Genomic DNA, 23,507 nt, shown 5'->3' on the forward strand with positions numbered 1-23,507 from the left:
GTGGACACCTCCCTCACCCCGCAAGACTCCGCACCGGCCGCCCCGCCCGCCGCATCACCGCGAACGGGTGGGGCCAGGCCCGGCTTCGGCACGCTGCTCGCGGTCGACCTGTGGGAGCGGTTCAGCTTCTTCGGCATGGCGGCGATCCTGGTGCTCTACCTGACCGCCTCCGAGGCCCGCGGCGGCATGGGCATGGCGCCGCAGACGGCCACCGCGATCTTCGCGGCCTACATGTCCATCGGCTTCATGGCCGGGCTGCCGGGCGGATGGCTCGCCGACCGGGTGCTGGGCGCGCGCCGGGCCGTGCTGCTCGGCGGCGTGCTGATCACCTGTGGCCACGCGGTGCTCGCCCTGCCGGTGACCGGCTCGCTCTACGCCGGTCTGCTGCTGGTCGTCGCGGGAACAGGCCTCGTCAAACCGGCCATGGCGGCCATGGTCGCGGGCGTCAGCGGGGACGGGAAGGACCGCCGCGAGGCGGCCTTCTCGCTCTTCTACATGTGCATCCAGGTCAGCGCGCTCATCGCCCCCGTCGTGACCGGGCTGCTGGCCGAGCGTGTCGCCTGGCACCTGGGCTTCGCGGCGGCCGCCCTCGGCATGACGGCGGGGCTGATCCAGTTCGCCCTCGGCCTGCGCCGGTACGGGGACGTGGGCGCGCGTCCGCCGCATCCCGTTCCGCGCCCCGAGGCCGCCGCGATGCTCCGGCGTGCGGCGTGGGCCACGGGGGTGGTGGGCGCGCTCCTGGTGGTGCCGGTGGCGTGCGGGCTGCTCCCGCTCCCCGCGGTGCTCGCCGTCCTCGGGCTCACCACGGTCACCCTCCCGTTCTGGTACCTGCGCTCGCTGCGCCGGACCCATGCGGGGGGCACGCTCCACAAGCGCCGCCTCGCCGGCTTCACGGTCCTGATGGCAGCCTCGGCCGCCTTCTGGATGATCTTCGCGCAGAGCGGTTCGGTGCTCAGCCTCTTCGCCGAGCGCCACACCGACCGGGACGTGCTGGGCTTCGAGGTCCCCGCCAGCTGGTTCCAGTCCGTGCACCCGCTCTTCGTCCTGCTGGTCGCCCCGCTCTTCGCCCGGCTCTGGAGCCGGGCACCGCGGGTGGACGTACCGGTCAAGTTCGCGGGCGCGCTGATCACAGCGGGCGTCAGTTTCCTCCTGATGGCGATAGCGGCCGGACTCGCCGAACACGGCCCGGTCGGCCCGCAGTGGCTGCTGGTGGTCTACCTCCTCTACTCCTGCGGCGAGGTCGCACTGGCCCCCGCGGGCCTGGCCCTGGCCGCCACGGTGGCGCCCCCCGGCAGCACCAGCCGCCTCCTCGCGGTGAACGGCCTGTTCGGAGCGGTGGGAGTGGTGGCGGGAGGCCAGCTCTTCCGCCTCACCACGGTGCTGTCCCCGACGGTGTACTTCCTGCTGCTGGGCGGCTTCGTCCTGTCGGTGGGCACGACACTGGCCGTCGCCACGCCCCGCCTGCGCCGCCTGCTGGCCCTGCCGGCCGGCCCCGGCATGTGAAGCCCGAAGAAGACGACGCGAGGCGATCAGAACCCGACCACCCCAGGCTGAATCCATACGTTTATGAATTCAGGCTTCGGTGTACTGTCGTTGGGTGCTCAGGACTGCTGCCCCCGACATCGACGTGCTGGTCCGGTTCGGCCGTGCGCTCGCCGACCCGATCCGCTGCCGCATCCTGCTCGCCCTGCGGGACGCCCCCGCCCACCCCGCCGACCTCGCCGACCTGCTCGGCATCTCCCGCACCCGCCTGTCGAATCACCTGGCGTGCCTCCGCGACTGCGGCCTGGTCGTCACGGTCCCCGTCGGCCGCCGCACCCGCTATGAGCTTGCCGACGAACGCCTCGGTCACGCGCTGGACGACCTGCGCACCGCCGTCATCGCCGTCGAGACGGACCGGACGTGTGCCGAGGCGGACGAAAAGGGATGCTGCTGATGACCGCGCTGTCCCTCGGTCCGTCCCAGGCCCGCCGGGACGCGCTCACCCGCCGGATACGGCTGCTCGTGGCCGCGACGATCACCTACAACGTCATCGAGGCAGTCGTCGCCATGACCGCCGGCACTCTCGCCTCGTCCACCGCGCTGATCGGCTTCGGGCTGGACTCCGTCATCGAGGTCTCCTCGGCCGCGGCGGTCGCCTGGCAGTTCTCCGCCGCCGACCACGCCGTCCACGAGGCACGCGAGAAGACCACCCTGCGGATCATCGCGCTGTCGTTCTTCGCGCTCGCCGCCTATGTCGCCGTCGACGCCGTCCGCGCCCTCACCGGCACCGGTGAGGCCGAGCGCTCCGTTCCGGGCATCGTGCTCGCGGCGCTCTCCCTGGCGGTCATGCCGTTCCTGTCCGCCGCCCAGCGCCGGGCGGGCCGTGAACTCGGCTCGGCCAGCGCGGTCGCGGACTCGAAACAAACCCTGCTGTGCACGTACCTCTCGGCCGTGCTCCTGGTCGGTCTGGTCCTCAACGCCACGCTCGGCTGGTCCTGGGCCGACCCCGTCGCCGCCCTCCTCATCGCGGCCATCGCCGCCAAGGAAGGCCGCGACGCCTGGCAGGGCAAGGGCTGCTGCGCACCCTCCGCTGCGGCACCCCCCACAGCCGACCCCGCCCAGGGCACCGCGTGCGGCTGCGCCCCCGACTGCACCTGCTGCACCTGACACTCGCCCCCCGAGCGAGTGGACATCGCGCACCTGATGGTCGTGGCCCGCAGGAAGCCCCTCACTTCTGCGACGGTCGCACCCGATACGAGGATCCAGCCACGCGTCGGGCGGTCGTCATGTCGAAGAACCGCTCTGCTCGATGAGCCGGCGTTCGAGGTTGCGCAGATCCTTGGCCAGGGAGGAACGGACCTGACGGGACAACAGAGGCGTGGCCGGGCGGAGGATCCCGCCGGCCCTCCCCGGACGCGGATGGCGGCGAGCGTACCGCGCGGGTGCGGCTCGAAGGAGTACGTCACATGCATCGGCATGGGAGCGGCCACGGAGACCATGTCCAGCAGAAGCGGGGGCTCGTACGCGACGACGCGCAGCACGTAGGCGATGCGCCGGCCCAGGAAGCGCGCGGTGCGGGTGACCTCGGCACTCGTACCGAACCCGCCACCGTCCGCCTCCCGCGTCAGCCGCGCCGTACGGATCCCCTGCGTCCACTCGGCGTCGTGGCGCCAGTCCATGGCGTACCCCGCCACCTGCTCGGGCGGCAGCGGAATCTCCCGCCGAACGGTCACGTCGATCGCCATCGCCTCACCGCCTCGTGCCGGCTCCGTGGTCCCGAATTCGGCCGCTGCCGCGTCTCCCCTCCAGCATGGCCGTGATCGCCGGTACCCGCGACGGCCGCCACTCACGAGGAGCCGGGACACCGAAAGGCGGCTCCCGATGCTTCAGAACGGCGATAAAAATGAGGGGAGGTCGTCTTCATCGACGGGTTCGGGTTCGCGGATGTAGGAGAGGTCGAGGACGTAGCGCTCGGTGACGGGGCAGCTGTCCCAGGCTTCGGTGAGCCGGCCTTCCGGGGATTCGCCGGCGAGCCGGTCGAGGGTGGCGGCGTAGTGGTCGGCTGCTGCCCGACGCCCCTGCCACCAGGCGTGGCCCTCGTAGACGCCAGGTCGGGGCAGGGTGATCTCGCCGGCGGGTCCGCGGTCGAGTTGGCCGACGACCAGGACGCCTGTCTCGGATTCGAGGCTGACGCCGGTGTGGCCTTCGGCCTCGGCGGGCGGGGTGGGTGGGGTGTCCCAGATGCGGATCGTCATCTGGACTTTCATGTCCGGTTGCAGGCTGAGGAGGTACAGGTGGTAGCCGTTGCCGGCCACCACCTGTGTCTCCGCGGCGTCCATGGCTGCTTCGTCGCCGAGGTGGGCGTCCGCGTCGTAGACCTCCAGCACGCGGCGGCCGGGGATGGCGGTGACGTTGTGTTCGGCGAGCAGCGCCATGGTCAGTGGTGCCTTCCTGCTGGTCGGTGATCTCCACGTGGAAGGGGCGGAGAGGCGCAGCGGCCTGATCACCACAGCCCTTCGACTGGGGGCGCACTGACAGAAGCGGTGGTCCGGAGGCCTATGCGGTCTGTGATCGCCTGTCAAGCGATGCGCAACGCTTGCGCTGATGATCAGGCGCAGTCTGTGCGCGTTCGGGCCCCTCTTTGGCCCCCGAACACGCCAGAGGACCTGGTGCAACTTACACACCAGGCCCTCTGAACACTGTCGGGGTGGCGGGATTTGAACCCACGACCTCTTCGTCCCGAACGAAGCGCGCTGCCAAGCTGCGCTACACCCCGATGTCGCTGCTGTCGCGGCGACGACGTTTACTTTAGCCCACCGGTGGCCGGAGACGAAATCCGGTTTTGCCGCGGTGGCGGACGGCGTTCGGGCGGACGTGGTCGAGGGCCACGAGGAGGGTCGCCAGGGCGTAGAAGGAGAGGCCCAGGAGGAGGGCGTTGCCGAGCACCCGCTTGAAGCCTTCCTGGCCGACGTCCAGGAAGGGGTAGAGGTAGCGGTCGGGGGTGCCGGGGAGGAGCAGCTCGCCCCGGATGAGGCAGAAGAACAGATAGGCCAGCGGGTACAGGAGCCAGGTGCCGGCCTGGCGGAGACGCAGGCTGCCGGGGGACGTGAACAGGAGCCAGTCGAGCACCGCCGCGATCGGCGCCGCCGTGTACAGGACCGCGTGGGAGAAGATCTGCCGGCCCGTCGGTGTGGCCGCCTCGCCCGGGAGGAAGAACGGGCTCGCCTCGTTCGCCAGGAGCACGTGGTGGACCAGGGCCGTGACGACGACGTACAGCAGCGTCGCGCCCAGCACGGCACCCGGCAACGGACGACCGGCCGTCCAGGCGCGGCGGGCCGAGAGGGCCATGACCAGCGCCAGGAGCAGGCTGCTCTGGATCGCGAAGTGGCTCAGGGCCCGGGCCGGGTCGCCGAGGAGCAGTTCGAGCGTCACGCCCGCTGCCGCCGCGACGGCGATCAGCAGGCGGAAGGCCGCGACCGCGGGGCGTCGGGCCGGGGGGACGACGGCCGTGGCGGGCACGGGGGAGGGCTTCCGCGCCGGCCGGGACGGTATCGCTGGGAGGTCCGGGATGTCCCGGGGTATCGGGGCGGTCATGCCCCCACGCTGGCAGAAGCGGACATAGGGGGCGATGCGGGCGGGGCTGTGCGGGTTACCCCACACCCGGGGGCGAGCCCCCAGGTCCGTTCCCGACCTGCCTCCGCCGCCTCTCCTGCCTCTGCGTCCCCTACCTGCCCACGGCCTCGCGTCCGACCAGCGTCAGCAGCGTCGCCTCCGGCGGGCACGCGAACCGTACCGGTGTGTAGCGGTTCGTGCCGCAGCCCGCCGACACGTGCAGGTACGACGTACGGCCCTCCGCCCGGTGCCTGGACAGGCCCTTCACCCGGTCCGTGTCCAGGTCGCAATTGGTGACCAGGGCGCCGTAGAAGGGGATGCACAGCTGGCCGCCGTGGGTGTGGCCGGCCAGGACCAGGGGGTAGCCGTCGGCCGTGAAGGCGTCCAGGCTGCGCAGGTACGGGGCGTGCACGACGCCCATCGAGAAGTCCGCCGACTCGGACGGGCCGCCCGCCACCTGCGCGTACCGGTCCCGCTTGATGTGCGGGTCGTCCACGCCCGTGAGCTCCACCGAGCCGCCCGCGAGCTTGAGCTCACCGCGCGTGTTCGTCAGGTTCAGCCAGCCCGCCGCGTCGAAACCGTCCCGCAGGTCCTCCCACGGGTTGTGCACCACGCCCTCGGCCGGCGCGTTGCCGTTGAGCCCGTGGCGGCCCTGGACCTTCTCCAGCAGGTAGCGGGCCGGGTTGCGCAGCTTGGGGCCGTAGTAGTCGTTGGATCCGAAGACGTACGCGCCCGGGAACTCCATCAGGGGACCGAGCGCGTCCAGGACCTCCGGGACGCCCTCCGGGTCGGAGAGGTTGTCGCCCGTGTTGATCACGAAGTCGGGGCGCAGTCCCGCCAGGGACCGCAGCCACCGCTGCTTCTTGCGCTGGCCGCCGACCATGTGGATGTCGGAGACCTGGAGCACACGCAGGGGACGCATCCCCGGGGGCAGGACCGGGACGGTGACCCGGCGGAGGCGGAACGAGCGGGCCTCGAAACCCGCCGAATACACCAGACCGGCGGCACCAGCCGCCGCGATTCCCAGGGGGGCTCCGTATCGCGCGCGCATACGACCATCGTGTCAGACCCTGATGGCCGCCCGTGCCCGGGCGGTGCGCGAAATCCCCTGACGGCACCGGCCCTTCGGCCGGGGCCCGCTAAATCGGGGGGCGCCGTTCCTCCCGGACCTGCGACAATCGACCCCATGACCACGCTCAAGTCGAAGCTGCAGGAAGACCTCAACGTTGCGATCAAGGAGCGCGACGAGCTGCGCTCCTCGACGCTCCGGCTGACGCTCGCCGCGATCACCAAGGAGGAGGTCGCGGGCAAGGAGAAGCGCGAGCTCTCCGACGACGAGGTTCAGAAGGTGATCACCCGGGAGGCGAAGAAGCGCCGCGAGGCGGCCGAGGCCTTCGCGCAGGGTGGCCGGGCCGAGCAGGCCGAGCGGGAGAAGGCGGAGGGCGAGGTCCTCGCCACGTACCTGCCGCAGCAGCTGTCGGACGAGCAGCTCCAGCAGATCGTCGCGCAGGCGGTCGAGGAGGCGAAGGCGGCCGGTGCCGAGGGGCCGCGGGCCATGGGCGCGGTCATGAAGATCGTGAACCCGAAGGTCGCCGGGCAGGCCGAGGGCGGCCGCGTCGCCGCAGCGGTGAAGAAGCTCCTGGCCGGCTGAGCAGGTGATCGGCTGAGTGGTGCTGTTCGGCCGACCCGCGATCGGCCCGGAGGTGCCGCCGTCCGGCTGACCCGTGATCGGCCGGGAGGTACCGCCGTCCGGCTGACCCGGTGATCGGCCCGGCGATGCCACCGTCCGGCCGTGCCGGTGATCGGCCCGGTGCCGTCGTCCGGCTGACCGTTCAGCCGGACGACCGCGGCCCCTCCTACCCGCGCGGGTAGGAGGGGCCGCGGTCGTTCCGGCACACCGCCGGCTCAGCCGAACCGGCCGCCGTTTCCGTTGCCGCCGCCGTTGCTCTGTCCGCGGAAGAAGCCCTCCGGGATGGAGAAGGAGGGCGTCGGGATGGGCTCGCCGCCTCCGCCGTTGTTGTTGCCGCCGACCAGACCGCCGATGAAGCCGTCGTTGTCGCCGTTGCCGCCGTCCTCGCCGCCCCCGTCGTTGTCACCGTCCCCGCGGTCCCGCGGCTTGCTGTCGGGGATGTGGACGGAGTTGAAGTTCTCGACGGGCTTGCCCTCCAGCGCGCCGGACATCATGTCGCGCCAGATCGGACCGGGGACCTCGCCACCGAAGACCTTGCCGTACGACCGGCCGCCGATGGTGATGCCGGACATCTTCCGCTTGTGCGCGGGGTCGCCGACCCAGACCGCCCCGGCCATGTTGGGCGTGTAGCCCACGAACCAGGCCGCGTAACGCTCGTCCGTCGTACCGGTCTTGCCGGCGCTCGGGCGGCTGCCGAGGCCCGCCTTGGTGCCCGTGCCGTCCTCGACGACGCCCTTCAGCAGCGCGTTGATGGTGTCGGCGGTGTTCTCCGACATCGCGCGCGAGCAGGTCGACTTCGGGACCTCGAGCGACGTGGTCTTGTCGCCGACCCGCCGGTTGACCGACTCGATGGCGATCGGCGTGCAGTACATGCCGCGCGAGGCGAAGGTCGCGTAGGCGTTCGCCATGGTCAGCGGGGACATCTCCTGGGTGCCCAGGGCGATGGAGGGCACCTGCGGCATCTTGTTGCCGTCGGCCCGCACGACGCCCATCTTCTTCGCCATGGTCGTCACGGGGCAGATGCCGATGTCGCTGATCATCTGCACGTAGTAGGTGTTGACCGACTTGGCGGTCGCCTCCCGCATGTCGTACGGGCCGACCTCGGAGGAGTTCTCGTTCTGGAGCTTGGCGGGGCTGTTGGGGTCGTTGACCCACCGCTTGCCGTCACAGGCCGAGACCGGGCTCGGGTACGCCATCTGGTACGGCGAGGAGTACACCTTGTTCGCGGGCATGCCGTCCTCGAGGGCCGCCGCGGCCACGATCGGCTTGAACGTCGAACCGGGCTGGTAACCCATGCCGCCGCCCATCGACTGGTCGACGGAGAGGTTGATCTGCGTCTCGTTCTTCTTGAAGCCGTACGGACGCGACTGGCCCATGGCGAGGATCTTGCCGGTGCCGGGCTGGACGATGCCGGCGGCGGTGGCCACCTCGTCGCTCTTGTAGACGTGGTCCTTGATGGAGCGCTGCGCGGCCTTCTGGGCCTGCGGGTCCATGGTCGTGCGGATGGTGAGGCCGCCCTGGTTCCAGATCTTCGCGCGCTGCTCCCTGGTCTTGCCGAAGACCGGGTCGGTCAGGAAGACCTCGCGCACGTAGTCACAGAAGAAACCGGCGCCCCTGACCGCCGTGATGCAGCCGTTCTTGGGCTTGCTGACCTTCAGACCGAGCGGTGCCTTCGTCGCCTCGGCGGCCTGCGCCGCGGAGATGTCGCCGACGGCCGCCATCCGCTGCAGCACGGTGTTGCGGCGCTTCATCGCCTCGGCCTCGTCGTTGACCGGGTCGTACCGGCTGGGCGACTGGACGATGCCGGCGAGCAGGGCCGACTGCTCGAGGGTGAGGTCCTTGGCGGACTTGGAGAAGTAGCGCTGCGCGGCGGCCTCGACGCCGTAGGCCTGCTGGCCGAAGAACGTGATGTTCAGGTAGTTCTCGAGGATCTTCTTCTTGCCCAGTTCCTCCTCGACCTGGATCGCGTACTTGAGCTCGCGGATCTTGCGGCCGATGGTCTGCTGGGTGGCCTGCGCGACCTTCGTCGGGTCGTCGCCCGCCTCCTCGACGAAGACGTTCTTCACGTACTGCTGCGTCAGCGTCGAGGCGCCCTGGGCGACCTCGCCGCTGCGCGCGTTCTTGTCGAGGGCGCGCAGGACGCCCTTCAGGTCGACGGCGCCGTGCTGGTAGAAGCGCGAGTCCTCGATCGCGACGATCGCCTTCTGCATGTACGGCGAGATGTCCTTGAGGGGGACCACCGTGCGGTCGCGCGAGTAGACCGTGGCGATCTGGCCGCCGCCGGCGTCGAGGATGGTGGTGCGCTGACTCAGCGGCGGGGTCTTCATGTTGACCGGGAGCTCGTCGAAGCTCTCGACGGATCCCTTGGCCGCCAGCCCCAGCGCACCCACCGCGGGCAGCGCGATGCCGGCCAGCACGGCCCCCGCGAGGACACTGACACCGAGGAACTTGGCGGCCTGCTGCGTGGGAGACAGACCACCGCCCGAGCGCTTCTTTGGCATGAGGGCAGCCTACGTTCTCATTCGCCGGACAGGCGTATAGGCCTTGGCCTAAGCTGCTCTCAACTGTCACAGCAGTGAGGTCACGTATCAATACGTCCGGCGACCCCGAATCGTTCTGGGTGTTCCCCGACTTTTTTGTTGGGGGCGTGTCCGAATCCGCCTTGTGTGTCATACGGCGTCCGATGTGACGCAGCTGAACTGTCCCGGTTTGCCGGAATAGTTACGTATATCACCAGCTCACTCCCCCGGGTGATCTGCCGCTTACCCATAGTCCGTTCGGGCCATTCAAGATTGGGCCCGCTGGGGGTGTTGCGCTGTGCCCACCTTCCGTAACGTCCTCAACTGGCGGCGGTGAATATGCCGCTGCCGCCGTGGGGGAGCCTCGATTCGGGAGAGGACGGCGCCGGTATGGGCTGGGTAGTCGACTGGAGTGCGCAGGCGGCCTGCCGCACTACCGATCCGGACGAACTGTTCGTTCAAGGAGCAGCGCAGAACAGGGCCAAGGCGGTGTGCACCGGATGCCCGGTGCGGACGGAGTGCCTGGCCGACGCGCTCGACAACCGCGTCGAGTTCGGCGTGTGGGGAGGTATGACGGAGCGGGAGCGCCGCGCACTGTTGCGCAGGCGTCCCACCGTGACCTCCTGGCGCCGGCTGCTGGAGACGGCGCGCACGGAGTACGAGCGGGGGTGCGGTGTCATGCCCCTCGATGACGACGAGATCTACGAGAACTACGCGGCGGTGAGCTGAGGACTCCCCTCCGGGAGCTCCCCCAGGTCCAGGTCTGAGGGCCCTGCCAGGCCCTTCGCCATCACCGGTGAGCCGGGCGCCACCTGCGCTGTCGCTCAAGCGCCCTTGCCTGCGCGCCGGGTTGCCCCAGCACTCGCCTCGGGGTGTCACGCCGGGTTGTCCTCGTGGCCTTGCCCTCCGGCGCATGCCTGGGGATGCCCTCAGGCGCTCACCTCGGGCGGTTCCGGCTGGTCCGCGGGATCCGGAAGCTCACGCTCGTCGGCCGCCAGCCGGTCGCCGATGTCGCGCAGGCCCGCGAGGTCGTGCACGTCCCCGGGCAGCGCGGCCACTTCCGTCACGGCCACCTCGGGGTGCAGCGCGGTGAAGCGGTCACGCGTGCGCTGCTCACGGGAGAGCAGCTGCATGCGATCGGCGTGCAGCCTGAGCAGGCCCGCCGTGAGCTGGTCGACGGACCGCTCGGCGTCTTCGGCGTCCTCCGCGTCCCCGGTGGGCTCGGTGTCGTCGGCGTGCTCGGTGGGGGAGCCACCTTCGGGAGCCGATGCCAGAGCTGGTGTCCCGGGCGTGGGAGAGCCTGAACTGTCCTGTGCGTCGGGGGAGTTACGAAGTAGTGCTTTCCCGTCCTCCTGATCCACAATGCGGGGCTCTTCAAGATTTTCCGCGGCGGCGAGTGCCCGCTCGGCCGACAGCCGGCCGGCGCCGCTGCCGTGCACCCGGTTGAGCACCAGACCGGCGAGCGGCATGTTCTCCGCGGCCAGCCGCTCCACGAAGTAGGCGGCCTCGCGCAGCGCGTCCCGCTCCGGGGCCGCGACCACGAGGAACGCCGTGCCGGGCGCCTGGAGCAGCTTGTAGGTCGCGTCCGCGCGGGTACGGAAGCCGCCGAAGGTGGTGTCCATCGCCGACACGAACGTCTGCACGTCCTTGAGGAGCTGACCGCCGAGCAGCTTGCCGAGGGTGCCGGTCATCATCGACATCCCGACGTTCAGGAACTTCATCCCGGCGCGGCCGCCCAGCTTCGCCGGTGCCGTCAGCAGCCGGATCAGCCGGCCGTCCAGGAAGGATCCGAGCCGCTTGGGCGCGTCCAGGAAGTCCAGCGCCGAACGGGACGGCGGTGTGTCGACGACGATCAGGTCCCACTCGTCCCGGGCGCGCAGCTGCCCGAGCTTCTCCATCGCCATGTACTCCTGCGTGCCCGCGAAGCCCGCCGAGAGCGACTGGTAGAAGGGGTTGCCCAGGATGGCGGCCGCCCGCTCGGGGTCCGCGTGCGCCTCGACGATCTCGTCGAAGGTGCGCTTCATGTCGAGCATCATCGCGTGCAGCTCGCCGCCCGCCGTGTCGTCGATGCCCTTCACCCGGCGCGGGGTGTTGTCGAGTGAGTCGATGCCCATGGACTGGGCCAGTCTGCGGGCCGGGTCGATGGTCAGCACGACCACCTTGCGGCCCCGCTCGGCCGCGCGCAGGCCCAGGGCCGCCGCGGTCGTGGTCTTGCCGACCCCACCCGAACCGCAGCACACCACGATCCGGGTCTCCGGGTCCTCCAGCAGCGGATCGACGTCGAGCAGGCGCGTCGGCGACAGATGGTGGTGGGCCGGGTCCGGACGACTCATGACATCCCCTGCTTCCGACTCATGACGGGTCCTGCCTGTCTGGCCTGGCTCATGACACGCCCTGCCCGCGTGCCCTGCCGGTGTCGGCTCATGACACGCCCTGCCCGCGTGCCCGGTCCGAGTGGGCTCATGACACGCCCTGCTCGCGCAGCTCGCGGGCCAGCTCGTACAGCCCTGCCAGGTCCATGCCCTCGGCGAACAGCGGCAGTTCGTGCAGCGGCAGGCCCACCTCGGCGAGGACCGCACGCTGCTCGTGCTCCAGCGTGTACCGCTCGGCGTACTCCTCGGCCTGCGTGAGCAGCGGGTCCACCAGCCGCTCCGCGTGCCCCCCGCGCCGCGCCCCGCCGAGCCCGGCGGACGACAGGGCCCGCGCGACAGTGGAACGCGGGACGCTCCGCAGGAGTTCCAGGTCGGTCTCGTCCAGCACCTCCGGCCGGACCATGTTCACGATGATCCGGCCCACCGGCAGCCGGGCCGAACGCAGCTCGGCGATGCCGTCCACGGTCTCCTGGACGGGCATCTCCTCCAGCAGCGTCACCAGGTGCACGGCCGTCTCCTGCGACTTCAGCACCCGCATCACGGCCTGCGCCTGATTGTGTATCGGGCCGATCTTGGCGAGGCCCGCGACCTCGTCGTTCACGTTGAGGAAGCGCGTGATCCGCCCGGTCGGCGGGGCGTCCATGACCACGTAGTCGTAGACGAACCGCCCGCTGCGCTCCTTGCGGCGCACCGCCTCGCACGCCTTGCCGGTCAGGAGGACGTCCCTGAGGCCGGGCGCGATGGTGGTGGCGAAGTCGATCGCGCCGAGCTTCTTCAGGGCCCGTCCGGCACTGCCCAGCTTGTAGAACATCTGGAGATAGTCCAGAAGGGCCAGTTCGGGGTCGATGGCGAGGGCGTACACCTCCCCGCCCCCGGGTGCTACCGCGATTTTCCGTTCCTCGTAAGGCAGCGCTTCCGTTTCGAAGAGCTGCGCGATGCCCTGACGGCCCTCGACCTCGACGAGAAGCGTCCGCTTCCCCTCCGTGGCCAGGGCCAGCGCTAGGGCCGCGGCCACCGTGGTCTTGCCGGTACCGCCCTTGCCGCTGACGACCTGGAGCCTGCTCACGTATTCGAGCCTAACCAGTCCGCGCCCGGGCCACGCGGGAGGCTGTGGACAACCGGTGCGGTGGTGGGCCGCGTGCCCCCCCGGCCACCAGCGGCTAGAGTCGGCCGCATGACCAAGTGGGAATACTCAACCGTGCCGCTGCTCGTCCACGCCACGAAGCAGATTCTGGACACCTGGGGCGAGGACGGCTGGGAGCTCGTCCAGGTCGTGCCCGGGCCGAACAACCCCGAGCAGCTCGTCGCCTACCTGAAGCGGGAGAAGCAGTAGTGGGCGCCGTCGAGGCGAAGCTGGCCGAGCTCGGCCTGAGCCTGCCCGACGTGGTCCCGCCGCTCGCCGCGTACCAGCCGGCCGTGCAGTCCGGCCCGTACGTCTACACCGCCGGGCAGCTCCCGATGGTGGAGGGCAAGCTTCCGGTCACCGGCAAGGTCGGTGCGGAGGTCACCGCCGAAGAGGCCAAGGAGCTGGCACGCACGTGCGCGCTGAACGCCCTGGCCGCCGTCAAGTCGGTCGCCGGTGACCTGGACCGCATCGCGCGCGTGGTGAAGGTCGTCGGCTTCGTGGCGTCGGCATCCGACTTCACGGGCCAGCCCGCGGTGCTGAACGGCGCGAGCGAGCTGCTCGGCGAGGTCCTCGGCGACAAGGGCGTACACGCGCGCAGCGCGGTGGGCGTCGCGGTGCTGCCGCTGGACGCACCGGTCGAGGTCGAGATCCAGGTGGAGCTCGCGTAACACCCGCGGGACCCGTCGCACCCCGCGGGACGTATCACCACCCGCGGGACCCGTCACTCCCCCCGGGCCCCGTCACCACCCGCGGGACCCGTCACACCCCGCGGGACGTGGCAGCGGGTCCCAGCTGCGGAATCCGTCCCCGGGGGCCACTCGAACATCCGCCCGTCACGGGATAGCCTCGCGCCCATGGCGAACGGTCAGTGGTACCCCCCGGAGTGGCCGGACCGCATCCGCGCACTCGCGGCCGGCACCCTCACCCCGGTGACCCCGAAGCGCGCGGCCACCGTCATGCTGCTGAAGGACACGGGCAGCGGCCCCGTCGTCCACATGCTGCGCAGACGCGCCTCCATGGCCTTCGCCGGAGGCGCGTACGCGTATCCGGGCGGCGGTGTCGACCCGCGTGACGACGACCACCACGTCCGCTGGGCGGGCCCCACGCGCGCGTGGTGGGCCGAGCGGCTCGGCGTCGACGAGACGGCCGCCCAGGCGATCGTCTGCGCGGCCGTGCGCGAGACCTACGAGGAGGCCGGCGTCCTGCTCGCCGGTCCGGACTCCGACTCGGTGGTCGGCGACACCACCGGCGCAGACTGGGAAGCCGACCGGGCCGCCCTGGTCGCCCGGAACCTGTCCTTCGCCGAGTTCCTGGACCGCCGCGGCCTGGTCCTGCGCTCCGACCTGCTCGGCGCCTGGACCCGCTGGATCACCCCGGAGTTCGAGGCCCGCCGCTACGACACCTGGTTCTTCGTCGCCGCGCTCCCGAAGGGGCAGCGCACCCGCAACGCCTCCACGGAGGCCGACCGCACGGTGTGGATCGCCCCGCGGGAGGCGGCGGCCGGGTACGACGAGGGCGAGCTGCTGATGATGCCGCCGACGATCGCCACCCTGCGCCAGCTGACGGCATACGAGACGGCCGCCCGGGCGCTCGACGCCGCCCCGGGACGGGACCTCACGCCCGTCCTGGCCACCGCCCGCCTGGTCGACGGGGAGATCGTGCTCTCCTGGCCGGGCCACGACGAGTTCACCAAGCACATCGCGACCGGTGGAGCCACCGCATGACGGACGCAAGCGCCCTTCCCGGCCGGCCCCGCGGCGGAGTCCTCTCCGGGCCCGCCACCGCACGGGCCGTCAACGTCCTGGCTCCGAACGCCTCGGCGATGACCCTGGACGGAACCAACACCTGGATCGTCTCCGAGCCCGATTCCGACCTGGCCGTGGTGATCGACCCGGGCCCCCTGGACGACGGGCACCTGCGGCGGGTCGTGGCCACGGCCGAGCAGGCCGGCAAGCGCGTCGCCCTCACCCTGCTCACCCACGGCCACCCCGACCACGCGGAGGGCGCCGGCCGGTTCGCCGAACTGACCGGCACGCGCGTGCGTGCCCTCGACCCGGCCCTGCGCCTCGGCGACGAGGGCCTGGCCGCCGGAGACGTGATCACCACCGGCGGGCTGGAACTGCGCGTCGTACCGACCCCCGGCCACACCGCCGACTCCCTGTCCTTCCACCTCCCGGCCGACCGGGCGGTCCTCACCGGGGACACGGTCCTCGGCCGTGGCACGACGGTCGTGGCCCACCCCGACGGCCGTCTGGGCGACTACCTGGACTCCCTGCGCCGCCTGCGCTCCCTCTCGGTCGACGACGGCGTCCACACGGTCCTGCCGGGCCACGGCCCGGTCCTGGAGGACGCTCAGGGTGTCGTCGAGTACTACCTCGCCCACCGCGCCAACCGCCTCGCCCAGGTCGAGACGGCCGTGGAGGACGGCCACCGCACCCCCGCGCAGGTCGTCACCCACGTCTACGCCGACGTGGACCGCTCCCTGTGGCCGGCGGCGGAACTGTCGGTCCGGGCCCAGCTGGACTACCTGGAGGAGCACGGACTCATCTGAGGCCGTCCGGATACGACGTCGGGCCCCGTCTCGTGGGGAGACGGGGCCCGATGACGTACGGCCGGGTGCGCTCAGCGTGAGCGCTTGGCGAGGCGCTCCACGTCCAGCAGGATCACCGCGCGGGCCTCCAGTCGGAGCCAGCCGCGCTGGGCGAAGTCCGCGAGGGCCTTGTTGACCGTCTCACGGGACGCGCCGACCAGCTGGGCCAGCTCCTCCTGCGTGAGGTCGTGCACGACGTGGATGCCTTCCTCGGACTGCACGCCGAACCGGCGCGACAGGTCCAGCAGGGCGCGGGCGACACGGCCCGGGACGTCCGAGAAGACGAGGTCGGACATGGCGTCGTTGGTCTTGCGCAGCCGCCGCGCGACGGCGCGCAGAAGCGCCGTGGCCACCTCCGGGCGGGCGTTCAGCCAGGGCTGGAGGTCGCCGTGGCCGAGGCCGAGCAGCTTGACCTCGGTCAGTGCCGTGGCGGTCGCGGTGCGCGGGCCCGGGTCGAACAGCGAGAGCTCACCGATGAGCTCGCCGGGGCCGACCACGGCCAGCATGTTCTCGCGGCCGTCGGGGGACGTGCGGTGGAGCTTCACCTTGCCCTCCGTGACCACGTACAGGCGGTCACCGGGGTCGCCCTCATGGAACAGCGAGTCACCGCGGGCGAGGGTCACCTCACTCATGGAGGCGCGGAGCTCCGCGGCCTGCTCGTCATCGAGCGCCGCGAAGAGCGGATTGCGCCGCAGAACGTCGTCCACGAGTTCTCTCCTTGTCGACCTGCTCAGGGGATCTTGCTCCCCCGTGTACCGAGGGACCGTGGTGCCCATTTTGTCGGGCGGTCCAAACAGTGTGATCTGTCACAAGGATGCCGCACACGTGTCCCGGGGTACGCGGCAGGGGTCCAATTGGACGCCGATCTTCAGGGGCCGGGGCGGATGTCGGTGCCGGGCCGTAGGCTGGCCGGGTGTCCAAATCGCCGGTGAGAGCACAGGCCGAGGGGGCTGCGCGGGTGGTTGTACGTCGCGATTCCGCTGTGGGCGAACAGGGCCCCGATGGCGGTAGCAAAACGGCGAAACAGAACAAGTCGGAACCAGTGAAGAAGACGGCGGCCGCGAAGAAGGCCGCCTCTGCGAAGCGGGGCGCCTCTGCCGAGAAGACGGCCTCCGCGGAGAAGGCCGCCCCGGCGAAGAAGGCGGCCCCGGCGAAGAAGGCCACCTCCGCCACGAGCGCTGCCTCCGCCAAGAAAGCCGCCTCCGTGAAGAAGGCGCCCGCGGCCAAGAAGGTCGTGGTCGCACCCAAGAAGGCCACCGCCCGGGTCAAGGGCACCGCCCCGGCCAAGGCCGTCGTCCACCCGCCGGGCGACGAGTCGCGTACCGCCCTGGTCCGCCGGGCCCGCCGTATCAACCGCGAGCTCGCCGAGGTCTTTCCGTACGCCCACCCCGAGCTGGACTTCGAGAACCCCTTCCAACTGGTCGTCGCCACGGTCCTGTCCGCCCAGACGACCGACCTGCGCGTCAATCAGACGACACCTGCCCTCTTCGCGAAGTACCCGGCACCGGAGGACCTGGCCGCCGCCAACCCCGAGGAGGTGGAGGAGATCCTCCGCCCGTGCGGCTTCTTCCGGGCCAAGACGAAGTCCGTCATAGGACTGTCGAAGGCCCTGGTCGAGGATTTCAACGGCGAGGTGCCCGGCCGGCTCGAGGACCTGGTGAAGCTGCCCGGTGTCGGCCGCAAGACCGCGTTCGTCGTGCTGGGCAACGCCTTCGGCCGCCCCGGCATCACGGTGGACACGCACTTCCAGCGGCTGGTGCGCCGCTGGCGGTGGACCGGCGAGACCGACCCCGACAAGATCGAGGCCGCCGTGGGCGCCCTCTTCCCGAAGAGCGACTGGACGGATCTGTCGCACCACGTGATCTGGCACGGCCGCCGCATCTGCCACGCCCGCAAGCCCGCGTGCGGCGCCTGCCCGATCGCTCCGCTCTGCCCGGCGTACGGCGAGGGCGAGACCGACCCGGAGAAGGCGAAGAAGCTCCTCAAGTACGAGAAGGGCGGTTTCCCCGGCCAGCGTCTGAAGCCCCCGCAGGCCTACCTGGACGCGGGCGGCAAACCGGCGCCGCCCCTGGGGGCCGGATGAGCCGCTCGACCCGGCGGAGGGGTCCGATGGGAAACCCGAAGGGCTCGTGGCGCCACCCCAGGCGCTCGGCGTGCGCCCCGCGCCCGGACGGCACGGCGTGCGCCCCGCGCTTTAGCGGGACGACGAGCGCTCGGGGCGGCCCGACGCGCGCCCCCAGGAGTCCGATGGGCGACCTCAGGGGCTCGTCGGGCGACCCGGCGGGCTCGATGCGCGCCCCGGGAGGCTTCGCACACCACCCGGTGGATCCGGTGCGCCGTCCGCAGAGCCCTACGCGCCGCCCGTTCAGGGGATCCCGGGCGCGCGCGGAACGATCTCAGGGGCGTCGTGCGTTGGACGCGGCAGGACGACGGGGGTGGCGATGACGCGTGCGAGCGACACACAGGGCGGGCCGGTGGTGCTGAGCAAGGACGGCCTGCCCGGTTGGCTGGACCCCGTGGTGCACGCCGTGGAGACCGTTCGCCCGACGCAGCTGAGCCGATTCCTGCCGCCGGAGGACGGGGCGGGCCGGCAGTCCGCCGTGCTGGTCCTCTTCGGCGAGGGCGCGCACGGCCCGGAGCTGCTGCTCATGGAGCGCGCGAGTTCCCTGCGCTCGCATGCCGGCCAGCCCTCCTTCCCCGGCGGCGCCCTCGACCCGGAGGACGGCGACCCGCACGGCGACGGCCCGCTGCGGGCCGCCCTGCGCGAGGCGGAGGAGGAGACCGGCCTCGACCCCACCGGCGTCCAGCTCTTCGGCGTCCTGCCCCGGCTCTACATCCCGGTCAGCGGCTTCGTCGTCACCCCCGTGCTGGGCTGGTGGCGCGAGCCGAGCCCGGTCGGGGTCGTCGATCCGAACGAGACCGCCAGGGTCTTCACCGTCCCCGTGGCGGATCTCACGGATCCCGCCAACCGCGCGACCACCGTCCACCCCAGCGGCCACCGAGGTCCGGCATTTCTGGTCGAATCAGCCCTTGTCTGGGGTTTCACGGCCGGAATCATCGACCGCCTGCTGCACTTCGCGGGCTGGGAGCGCCCGTGGGACCGCGAGAAGCAGGTCCCCCTCGACTGGCGCGCATGACAGGGTGGCCTTCGTGAACGTGCTGGACATCTTGTTGCTGGTCGCCGCCGTGTGGTTCGCGGTCGTGGGATACCGCCAGGGGTTCGTCGTCGGCATCCTGTCGGTGATCGGCTTCCTGGGCGGTGGCCTCGTCGCGGTCTACGTGCTGCCCGTCATCTGGGACGCGCTGACGGACAACGCGGAGGTGAACACGACCGCCGCGGTGGTCGCGGTCGTCGTCGTCATCGTGTGCGCCTCCGTCGGCCAGGCCCTCACCACGCACCTCGGCAACAAGCTGCGCCGGCACATCACCTGGACCCCGGCCCGGGCCCTGGATGCCACCGGTGGCGCCCTGGTCAACGTCATGGCGATGCTGCTGGTCGCCTGGCTGATCGGGTCCGCCCTCGCGGGCACGACCCTGCCGACGGTCGGCAAGGAGGTCCGCAACTCCAAGGTCCTGCTGGGTGTCTCGCAGGCCCTGCCGGACCAGGCGGCCACCTGGTTCGCGGACTTCTCCTCCGTCCTCGCGCAGAACGGTTTCCCGCAGGTCTTCAGTCCGTTCTCCAACGAGCCGATCACCGACGTCCAGCCGCCCGACCCTAAGCTCGCCGGCAGCCCCGTGGCGCACCGCGCCCAGCGCTCCATCGTGAAGGTCACGGGCACCGCCCCGAGCTGCGGCAAGGTGCTGGAGGGCACCGGCTTCGTCTTCTCCGACCGGCGCGTGATGACCAACGCGCACGTGGTGGGCGGAGTCGACGAGCCGACCGTGCAGATCGGCGGCGAGGGCAGGAAGTACGACGCCGAAGTCGTGCTCTACGACTGGCGGCGTGACATCGCCGTGCTCGACGTGCCGGATCTGAAGGCGCCCGCGCTGCGGTTCACCCCGAAGGACGCGAGCAGCGGCGACGGCGCGATCGTCGCGGGCTTCCCGGAGAACGGGTCGTACGACGTGCGGGCCGCGCGCGTCCGCGGCCGTATCACCGCCAACGGCCCGGACATCTACCACCGGGGCACGGTGCGCCGCGACGTCTACTCCCTCTACGCGACCGTCCGTCAGGGCAACTCCGGAGGCCCGCTGCTCACACCCGGCGGCAAGGTCTACGGCGTCGTGTTCGCCAAGTCGCTCGACGACGCCGAGACGGGATACGCGCTGACCGTGGACGAGATCCAGGAGGACATCACCAAGGGACGCACCGCGAACCAGCAGGTGAGCAGCGACAGCTGCGCCCTCTAGGTCCTGTCGTCAGGCCTCGTCTTCCGACCCTGACGCCAGACCCTGACGCCAGACCCTGACGCCAGACCCTGGCGTCAGGCCCCGTGGTTCGGACAGGCAGCAGACGCGGCGTCGTTGCCGCAGGTGTCGGGGTGTCACTCGCGCGAGTGATGTCTCAGTCGCGTGTATGGCGCAGACGTACGGAGACCCAGCGGGCCCGGCGGCGGAGGATGCGCGGGATCCCCACCCTGGGATCCGCGGTCACCATCTGCGGTGCGCCGCTTCGCTGGTGGGGGTTCGTACCGCTCGCCGAGCGGCGATTGCGGGTTGCGTCACTGTAGTCGTGCGTCCAGCCCATACCCCGACGTGTGCCCCCGCCCCATGGTCGATAACCGCTCCCGAGGCGTCCAATTGGCCTATGCGCCGGGCAATTGGCCGTTCGTAGGACAAGCGTTCACGGGCCGGTACGGGGCGGGGTCGCCCGGTCACCGGTCGGGCTCGGGATCCCGCAGCCAGTTGACGAGTTCCGAGGAGAACGCGACGGGGTCCTCCTCGTGCGGGAAGTGCCCGAGGCCGTCGAACAGACGCCAGCGGTAGGGGGCTTCGACGTACTCCCCGGACCCGGCCGCGCTGCGCGTGCGCATCACGGGGTCGAGCGAGCCGTGCAGATGGAGTGTCGGCACTCTCACGGGCCGCTTCATCCGCCGGTTGAACTGGATGCCGTCCGGGCGGGCCAGGGAGCGCACCATCCAGCGGTACGGCTCGACCGCGCAGTGCGCAGCGGAAGGGATGCACATGGCGCGGCGGTACGTCTGCAGCGCCTCTTCCTCGGGCGGGCGCGGCCCGGACCATTCCTGGATCAGCTCCGCCACCAGCGCCCCGTCGTCGGCGGTGAGCTGCCGCTCCGGGATCCAGGGCCGCTGGAACCCCCAGATGTGTGACCCGGCGCGGGTCTGCTTGACGTCCCGCAGCATGGCCGAACGCCAGCGCCGCGGGTGCGGCATGGACGCGACCGCCAGCCGCCGCACCAGCTTGGGGCGCATCGCGGCCGCCGTCCACGCGAGATATCCGCCCAGGTCGTGACCGACCAGCGCGGCGTCCGGCTCGCCGAGGGAGCGGATGACGCCGGTGACGTCGAGCGCCAGGTTGGCGGGGTCGTAGCCGCGCGGTGTGCGGTCGCTGCCGCCGACGCCCCGCAGATCCATGGCGACGGCCCGGAAACCCGCGTCGGCGAGTGCCACCAGCTGGTGCCGCCAGGTCCACCAGAACTGCGGGAAGCCGTGCAGCAGCAGCACCAGCGGCCCGTCACCCAGCTCGGCGATATGGAAGCGGGCGCCGTTGGCGGCGACGTCGCGATGGCTCCAGGGGCCGTCGAGCAGGACGGCCGGAGCCGCTGGTTCCGAAGGTGTCTGTCCCGCAGGGATGGAGGAGCCCGTCATGACGACGAGCGTGCCACAGCCTCGATGGCCTCGGGGACCCGGTCCTGCGGGAGCTCCGGACGCGGGTGCGGCTTGGCCTTCTGCAGTACGACCGCGCTCTCCTTCATCGACGCGGCGACCTTCTGCGGGCCCTTGCTCTTCTTGGCCTTCTTCGCGAAGGTCACGCCGATCAGCGCGAGCACCCCGGCGACCAGCACGTTCGCCGCGAACGACAGCAGGAAGCAGACTGCGAGGTTCCAGTCGCTCCAGGTGCGGATGCCGTACGCCAGCGCGAAGTTCAGCATCGGCAGGGAGAAGATCAGTACCGCACCGGCCGCCGAGAAGGCGCCGCCACTGGTCGCACCGCGCTTCACGTCCTGCCTGAGCTGTGCCTTGGCCAGCGCGATCTCGTCGTGCACCAGCGCCGACATTTCCGCCGTCGCCGAGGCGAACAGCTGGCCGATGCTGCGTTCGGCGCCGACCGGGCTGCCGTCGGGTGCGCTCATCGCGGTCTCCCTCTTCTGCGTACGGTCCGTTTTCCGCGTCTTGTTCCTGACCCGCCGCAGTCGTCCGACTGGGTACGGCCTGACTGCGTACGGTCCCGTCTTTTGTACCGTCTCGTCAGATCATGCCGGACGGTGGTGATCCTCGCCTGCCCCGCCCGGTACTTCGGCAAGCCCGTGGCGCGCCGCTGCCTTCTCCCGGGCGATCCTGCGGTGCTCGGCGGCCTTGCGGTCGTAGACGGCGGCGAGCCGCAGGTGGTACGCCGGGTCGTCCTCCTCGTAGATGTCCGGGATGCCGTCGGCGTCCTCGTCGCGCTCCTCTTCCTCCCACAGACGGCGGTACTTGGCGTTGCGGATCTTCAGCAGGACGGTCGCGAGTGTCGCGGCGATGAGTGAGCCCAGCAGGACGGCGGCCTTGATTTCGTTTGTCATAGTCGCGTCGTCGGTGAAGGCGAGTTCGCCGATGAGCAGCGACACGGTGAAGCCGATGCCGGCGAGGCTCGCCACCGCGAACACGTCCGCCCAGGCGAGGTCGTCGCTGAGCGAGGCCCGGGTGAAACGGGCCGTCAGCCAGGTGCCGCCGAAGATACCGAGCGCCTTGCCGACGACGAGGCCGAGGACGACACCGAGGGTCTCCGGCTTCGTGAACACGTCGGCGAGTGCGCCGCCGGACACCGCGACGCCCGCGCTGAACAGCGCGAACAGCGGCACCGCCAGCCCCGCCGACAGGGGCCGCACCAGGTGCTCGATGCGCTCGCCGGGGGAGCGCTCCTCGCCCTCGTGCCGGTGGCAGCGCAGCATGAGGCCCATGGCGACACCGGCGACGGTGGCGTGGATGCCGCTGTTGTACATCAGGGCCCAGACGACGAGACCGAGCGGCACGTACACGTACCAGCCGCGCACGCCCTTGCGGAGCAGCAGCCAGAAGAGCACCAGTCCCGCGACGGCGCCGCCGAGCGCGGCGAAGTTCAGGTCGGCGGTGAAGAACACCGCGATGATCAGGATCGCGAAGAGGTCGTCGACGACGGCGAGCGTGAGCAGGAAGGCCCGCAGCGCGCTCGGCAGGGAGGTGCCGATGACCGCGAGGACGGCGAGCGCGAACGCGATGTCGGTCGCGGTCGGCACGGCCCAGCCGGCCAGGGAGCCACCCCCCGCGACGGCGGTGACGGTGTAGACGAGCGCCGGTACGGCCATGCCGCACAACGCGGCGACGACGGGCAGCGCGGCGGCCTTCGGGTCGCGCAGATCGCCCGCCACGAGTTCCCGCTTGAGCTCGATCCCGGCGACGAAGAAGAAGATCGCGAGCAGCCCGTCGGCGGCCCAGTGCGCGACGGACAGGTCGAGTCCGAGGGTGGCGGGACCCAGGTGGTAGCCGGAGACGCTCTCGTAGCTGTCGTGCAGGGCGGGGATGTTCGCCCACAGCAGCGCGGCGACCGCGGCGGCGAGCAGCAGCACCCCTCCGACGGTCTCGGTGCGCAGTGCGTCCGCCACATAGGTCCGCTCGGGGAGCGAGAGCCGGCCGAGGACCTTGCGGGGGGTGCTGGGGCGGGGCGCGGTCACGGGGGAGACCTCCGGTCGGTGGGCAGGGCTGAACGCATGCCGACCAGACTTCCCGGCGCACCATGGAGCACTTGTTTTGCTTAGTTTAGCTAAGGGTGTGGCGGGTCGCACCCGCGGCCCTCACCACGGGCACCACGAGGGCACCCGGCTCGCCTGTCCGCCGGGTGCCCGTCGCCGGTTCCGCTACGCCTGCTCAGTCCTCGCTGGGCGCGGCCGGCAGCTTGGCCTGGATGAGGTCCATGACCGTGGAGTCGGTCAGTGTGGTGACGTCACCGAGCTGGCGGTTCTCCGCGACGTCCCGCAGCA

At 71.1% G+C, this 23,507-nt stretch carries 23 protein-coding genes, 1 tRNA gene and 1 pseudogene; 12 read left to right on the plus strand and 13 right to left on the minus strand.

Going from position 1 to position 23,507, the window contains the following annotated elements:
* From ACIQU3_RS12300 to ACIQU3_RS12310, 3 genes are all read left to right on the plus strand, one after another.
* The gene (locus tag ACIQU3_RS12300; RefSeq protein ID WP_403734428.1) at positions 1–1,503 is read left to right on the plus strand and encodes a peptide MFS transporter; all 1,503 of its coding nucleotides are present in this window, start codon (positions 1–3) and stop codon (positions 1,501–1,503) included.
* A gap of 94 nt (positions 1,504–1,597) precedes the next feature.
* Positions 1,598–1,936 (plus strand): ArsR/SmtB family transcription factor, encoded by a 339-nt coding sequence (locus tag ACIQU3_RS12305; RefSeq protein ID WP_403734424.1) that lies wholly within the window; start codon positions 1,598–1,600, stop codon positions 1,934–1,936.
* A complete protein-coding gene (locus tag ACIQU3_RS12310) occupies positions 1,936–2,649 on the plus strand; it encodes a cation transporter (RefSeq protein WP_403924672.1) in 714 nt (237 codons plus the stop codon). The genes ACIQU3_RS12305 and ACIQU3_RS12310 overlap by 1 nt, the downstream gene beginning before the upstream one ends.
* 305 nt (positions 2,650–2,954) lie before the next feature.
* Here ACIQU3_RS12310 and ACIQU3_RS12315 read toward each other — a convergent pair.
* The 5 genes and pseudogenes from ACIQU3_RS12315 to ACIQU3_RS12335 form a co-directional block, all read right to left on the minus strand.
* A pseudogene (locus ACIQU3_RS12315) lies at positions 2,955–3,227 on the minus strand (SRPBCC family protein); the annotation flags it as partial.
* 141 nt (positions 3,228–3,368) lie between these two features.
* Positions 3,369–3,917 (minus strand): hypothetical protein, encoded by a 549-nt coding sequence (locus ACIQU3_RS12320; RefSeq protein ID WP_403734415.1) that lies wholly within the window; start codon positions 3,915–3,917, stop codon positions 3,369–3,371.
* Positions 3,918–4,184: 267 nt separating this feature from the next.
* Positions 4,185–4,258, minus strand: a tRNA-Pro gene (locus ACIQU3_RS12325).
* 32 nt (positions 4,259–4,290) lie between these two features.
* On the minus strand, positions 4,291–5,076 hold the full coding sequence (locus ACIQU3_RS12330) for a Pr6Pr family membrane protein (protein ID WP_403924675.1): 786 nt from the start codon (positions 5,074–5,076) through the stop codon (positions 4,291–4,293).
* A gap of 130 nt (positions 5,077–5,206) precedes the next feature.
* Positions 5,207–6,145, minus strand: a complete 939-nt coding sequence (locus ACIQU3_RS12335; protein ID WP_403924678.1) for a metallophosphoesterase — start codon at positions 6,143–6,145, stop codon at positions 5,207–5,209.
* A 135-nt stretch (positions 6,146–6,280) separates the two neighbouring features.
* Between ACIQU3_RS12335 and ACIQU3_RS12340 the strand changes: the two genes are divergently transcribed.
* Entirely contained in the window at positions 6,281–6,745 is a 465-nt protein-coding gene (locus tag ACIQU3_RS12340; protein ID WP_366708944.1) for a GatB/YqeY domain-containing protein, read from the plus strand.
* 254 nt (positions 6,746–6,999) lie between these two features.
* Here ACIQU3_RS12340 and ACIQU3_RS12345 read toward each other — a convergent pair whose 3' ends face one another.
* Complete coding sequence (locus ACIQU3_RS12345; RefSeq protein WP_403924681.1) at positions 7,000–9,285, minus strand: transglycosylase domain-containing protein; 2,286 nt, start codon at positions 9,283–9,285, stop codon at positions 7,000–7,002.
* Between the two features lie 408 nt (positions 9,286–9,693).
* On the opposite strand from ACIQU3_RS12345, the gene wblA reads away from it, so the two are divergent.
* Complete coding sequence (gene wblA / locus ACIQU3_RS12350; protein WP_234750049.1) at positions 9,694–10,032, plus strand: transcriptional regulator WblA; 339 nt, start codon at positions 9,694–9,696, stop codon at positions 10,030–10,032.
* A 200-nt stretch (positions 10,033–10,232) separates the two neighbouring features.
* Here the strand turns inward: wblA and ACIQU3_RS12355 are convergent, their stop codons facing one another.
* Positions 10,233–11,636 (minus strand): ArsA family ATPase, encoded by a 1,404-nt coding sequence (locus ACIQU3_RS12355; RefSeq protein WP_403924684.1) that lies wholly within the window; start codon positions 11,634–11,636, stop codon positions 10,233–10,235.
* Positions 11,637–11,763: 127 nt separating this feature from the next.
* Positions 11,764–12,741, minus strand: coding sequence for an ArsA family ATPase (locus ACIQU3_RS12360; RefSeq protein ID WP_403734347.1), 978 nt, complete (start codon positions 12,739–12,741; stop codon positions 11,764–11,766).
* A gap of 108 nt (positions 12,742–12,849) precedes the next feature.
* Between ACIQU3_RS12360 and ACIQU3_RS12365 the strand changes: the two genes are divergently transcribed.
* The 4 genes from ACIQU3_RS12365 to ACIQU3_RS12380 all read left to right on the plus strand — a co-directional run bounded on the left by ACIQU3_RS12365 (position 12,850) and on the right by ACIQU3_RS12380 (position 15,352).
* The gene (locus tag ACIQU3_RS12365; protein ID WP_097218487.1) at positions 12,850–13,008 is read left to right on the plus strand and encodes a DUF4177 domain-containing protein; all 159 of its coding nucleotides are present in this window, start codon (positions 12,850–12,852) and stop codon (positions 13,006–13,008) included.
* A complete protein-coding gene (locus ACIQU3_RS12370) occupies positions 13,008–13,469 on the plus strand; it encodes a RidA family protein (protein ID WP_053669671.1) in 462 nt (153 codons plus the stop codon). The genes ACIQU3_RS12365 and ACIQU3_RS12370 overlap by 1 nt, the downstream gene beginning before the upstream one ends.
* A 186-nt stretch (positions 13,470–13,655) precedes the next feature.
* Entirely contained in the window at positions 13,656–14,525 is an 870-nt protein-coding gene (locus ACIQU3_RS12375; protein ID WP_403734341.1) for an NUDIX hydrolase, read from the plus strand.
* A complete protein-coding gene (locus tag ACIQU3_RS12380; RefSeq protein WP_403924687.1) occupies positions 14,522–15,352 on the plus strand; it encodes an MBL fold metallo-hydrolase in 831 nt (276 codons plus the stop codon). Before ACIQU3_RS12375 ends, ACIQU3_RS12380 begins: the two co-directional genes overlap by 4 nt.
* A gap of 71 nt (positions 15,353–15,423) precedes the next feature.
* Here ACIQU3_RS12380 and ACIQU3_RS12385 read toward each other — a convergent pair whose 3' ends face one another.
* Positions 15,424–16,098 (minus strand): Crp/Fnr family transcriptional regulator, encoded by a 675-nt coding sequence (locus ACIQU3_RS12385; protein ID WP_010031945.1) that lies wholly within the window; start codon positions 16,096–16,098, stop codon positions 15,424–15,426.
* Between the two features lie 335 nt (positions 16,099–16,433).
* Here ACIQU3_RS12385 and nth point away from each other — a divergent pair, with 335 nt between their 5' ends.
* The 3 genes from nth (at position 16,434) to ACIQU3_RS12400 (ending at position 19,741) form a co-directional block, all read left to right on the plus strand.
* Positions 16,434–17,474, plus strand: a complete 1,041-nt coding sequence (gene nth, locus ACIQU3_RS12390; protein WP_403924690.1) for an endonuclease III — start codon at positions 16,434–16,436, stop codon at positions 17,472–17,474.
* A 358-nt stretch (positions 17,475–17,832) separates the two neighbouring features.
* Complete coding sequence (locus tag ACIQU3_RS12395) at positions 17,833–18,528, plus strand: NUDIX hydrolase (protein WP_403924693.1); 696 nt, start codon at positions 17,833–17,835, stop codon at positions 18,526–18,528.
* 13 nt (positions 18,529–18,541) lie between these two features.
* Positions 18,542–19,741 carry a MarP family serine protease gene (locus ACIQU3_RS12400; protein WP_403734323.1) on the plus strand — a complete coding sequence of 400 codons (1,200 nt, stop codon included), beginning with the start codon at positions 18,542–18,544 and terminating at the stop codon, positions 19,739–19,741.
* Between the two features lie 154 nt (positions 19,742–19,895).
* Here the strand turns inward: ACIQU3_RS12400 and ACIQU3_RS12405 are convergent, their stop codons facing one another.
* The 4 genes from ACIQU3_RS12405 to nhaA form a co-directional block, all read right to left on the minus strand.
* Positions 19,896–20,078 carry a hypothetical protein gene (locus ACIQU3_RS12405; protein ID WP_079129072.1) on the minus strand — a complete coding sequence of 61 codons (183 nt, stop codon included), beginning with the start codon at positions 20,076–20,078 and terminating at the stop codon, positions 19,896–19,898.
* 127 nt (positions 20,079–20,205) lie between these two features.
* A complete protein-coding gene (locus ACIQU3_RS12410; RefSeq protein WP_403734319.1) occupies positions 20,206–21,159 on the minus strand; it encodes an alpha/beta fold hydrolase in 954 nt (317 codons plus the stop codon).
* Positions 21,156–21,644, minus strand: a complete 489-nt coding sequence (locus ACIQU3_RS12415) for a phage holin family protein (RefSeq protein WP_033310187.1) — start codon at positions 21,642–21,644, stop codon at positions 21,156–21,158. Before ACIQU3_RS12415 ends, ACIQU3_RS12410 begins: the two co-directional genes overlap by 4 nt.
* A gap of 120 nt (positions 21,645–21,764) precedes the next feature.
* Positions 21,765–23,201 (minus strand): Na+/H+ antiporter NhaA, encoded by a 1,437-nt coding sequence (gene nhaA / locus ACIQU3_RS12420; protein WP_403924696.1) that lies wholly within the window; start codon positions 23,199–23,201, stop codon positions 21,765–21,767.
* Positions 23,202–23,507: the final 306 nt, after the last annotated feature.

It is taken from the genome of Streptomyces sp. NPDC101110 (assembly GCF_044759525.1).
Classification (GTDB): Bacteria; Actinomycetota; Actinomycetes; order Streptomycetales; family Streptomycetaceae; genus Streptomyces.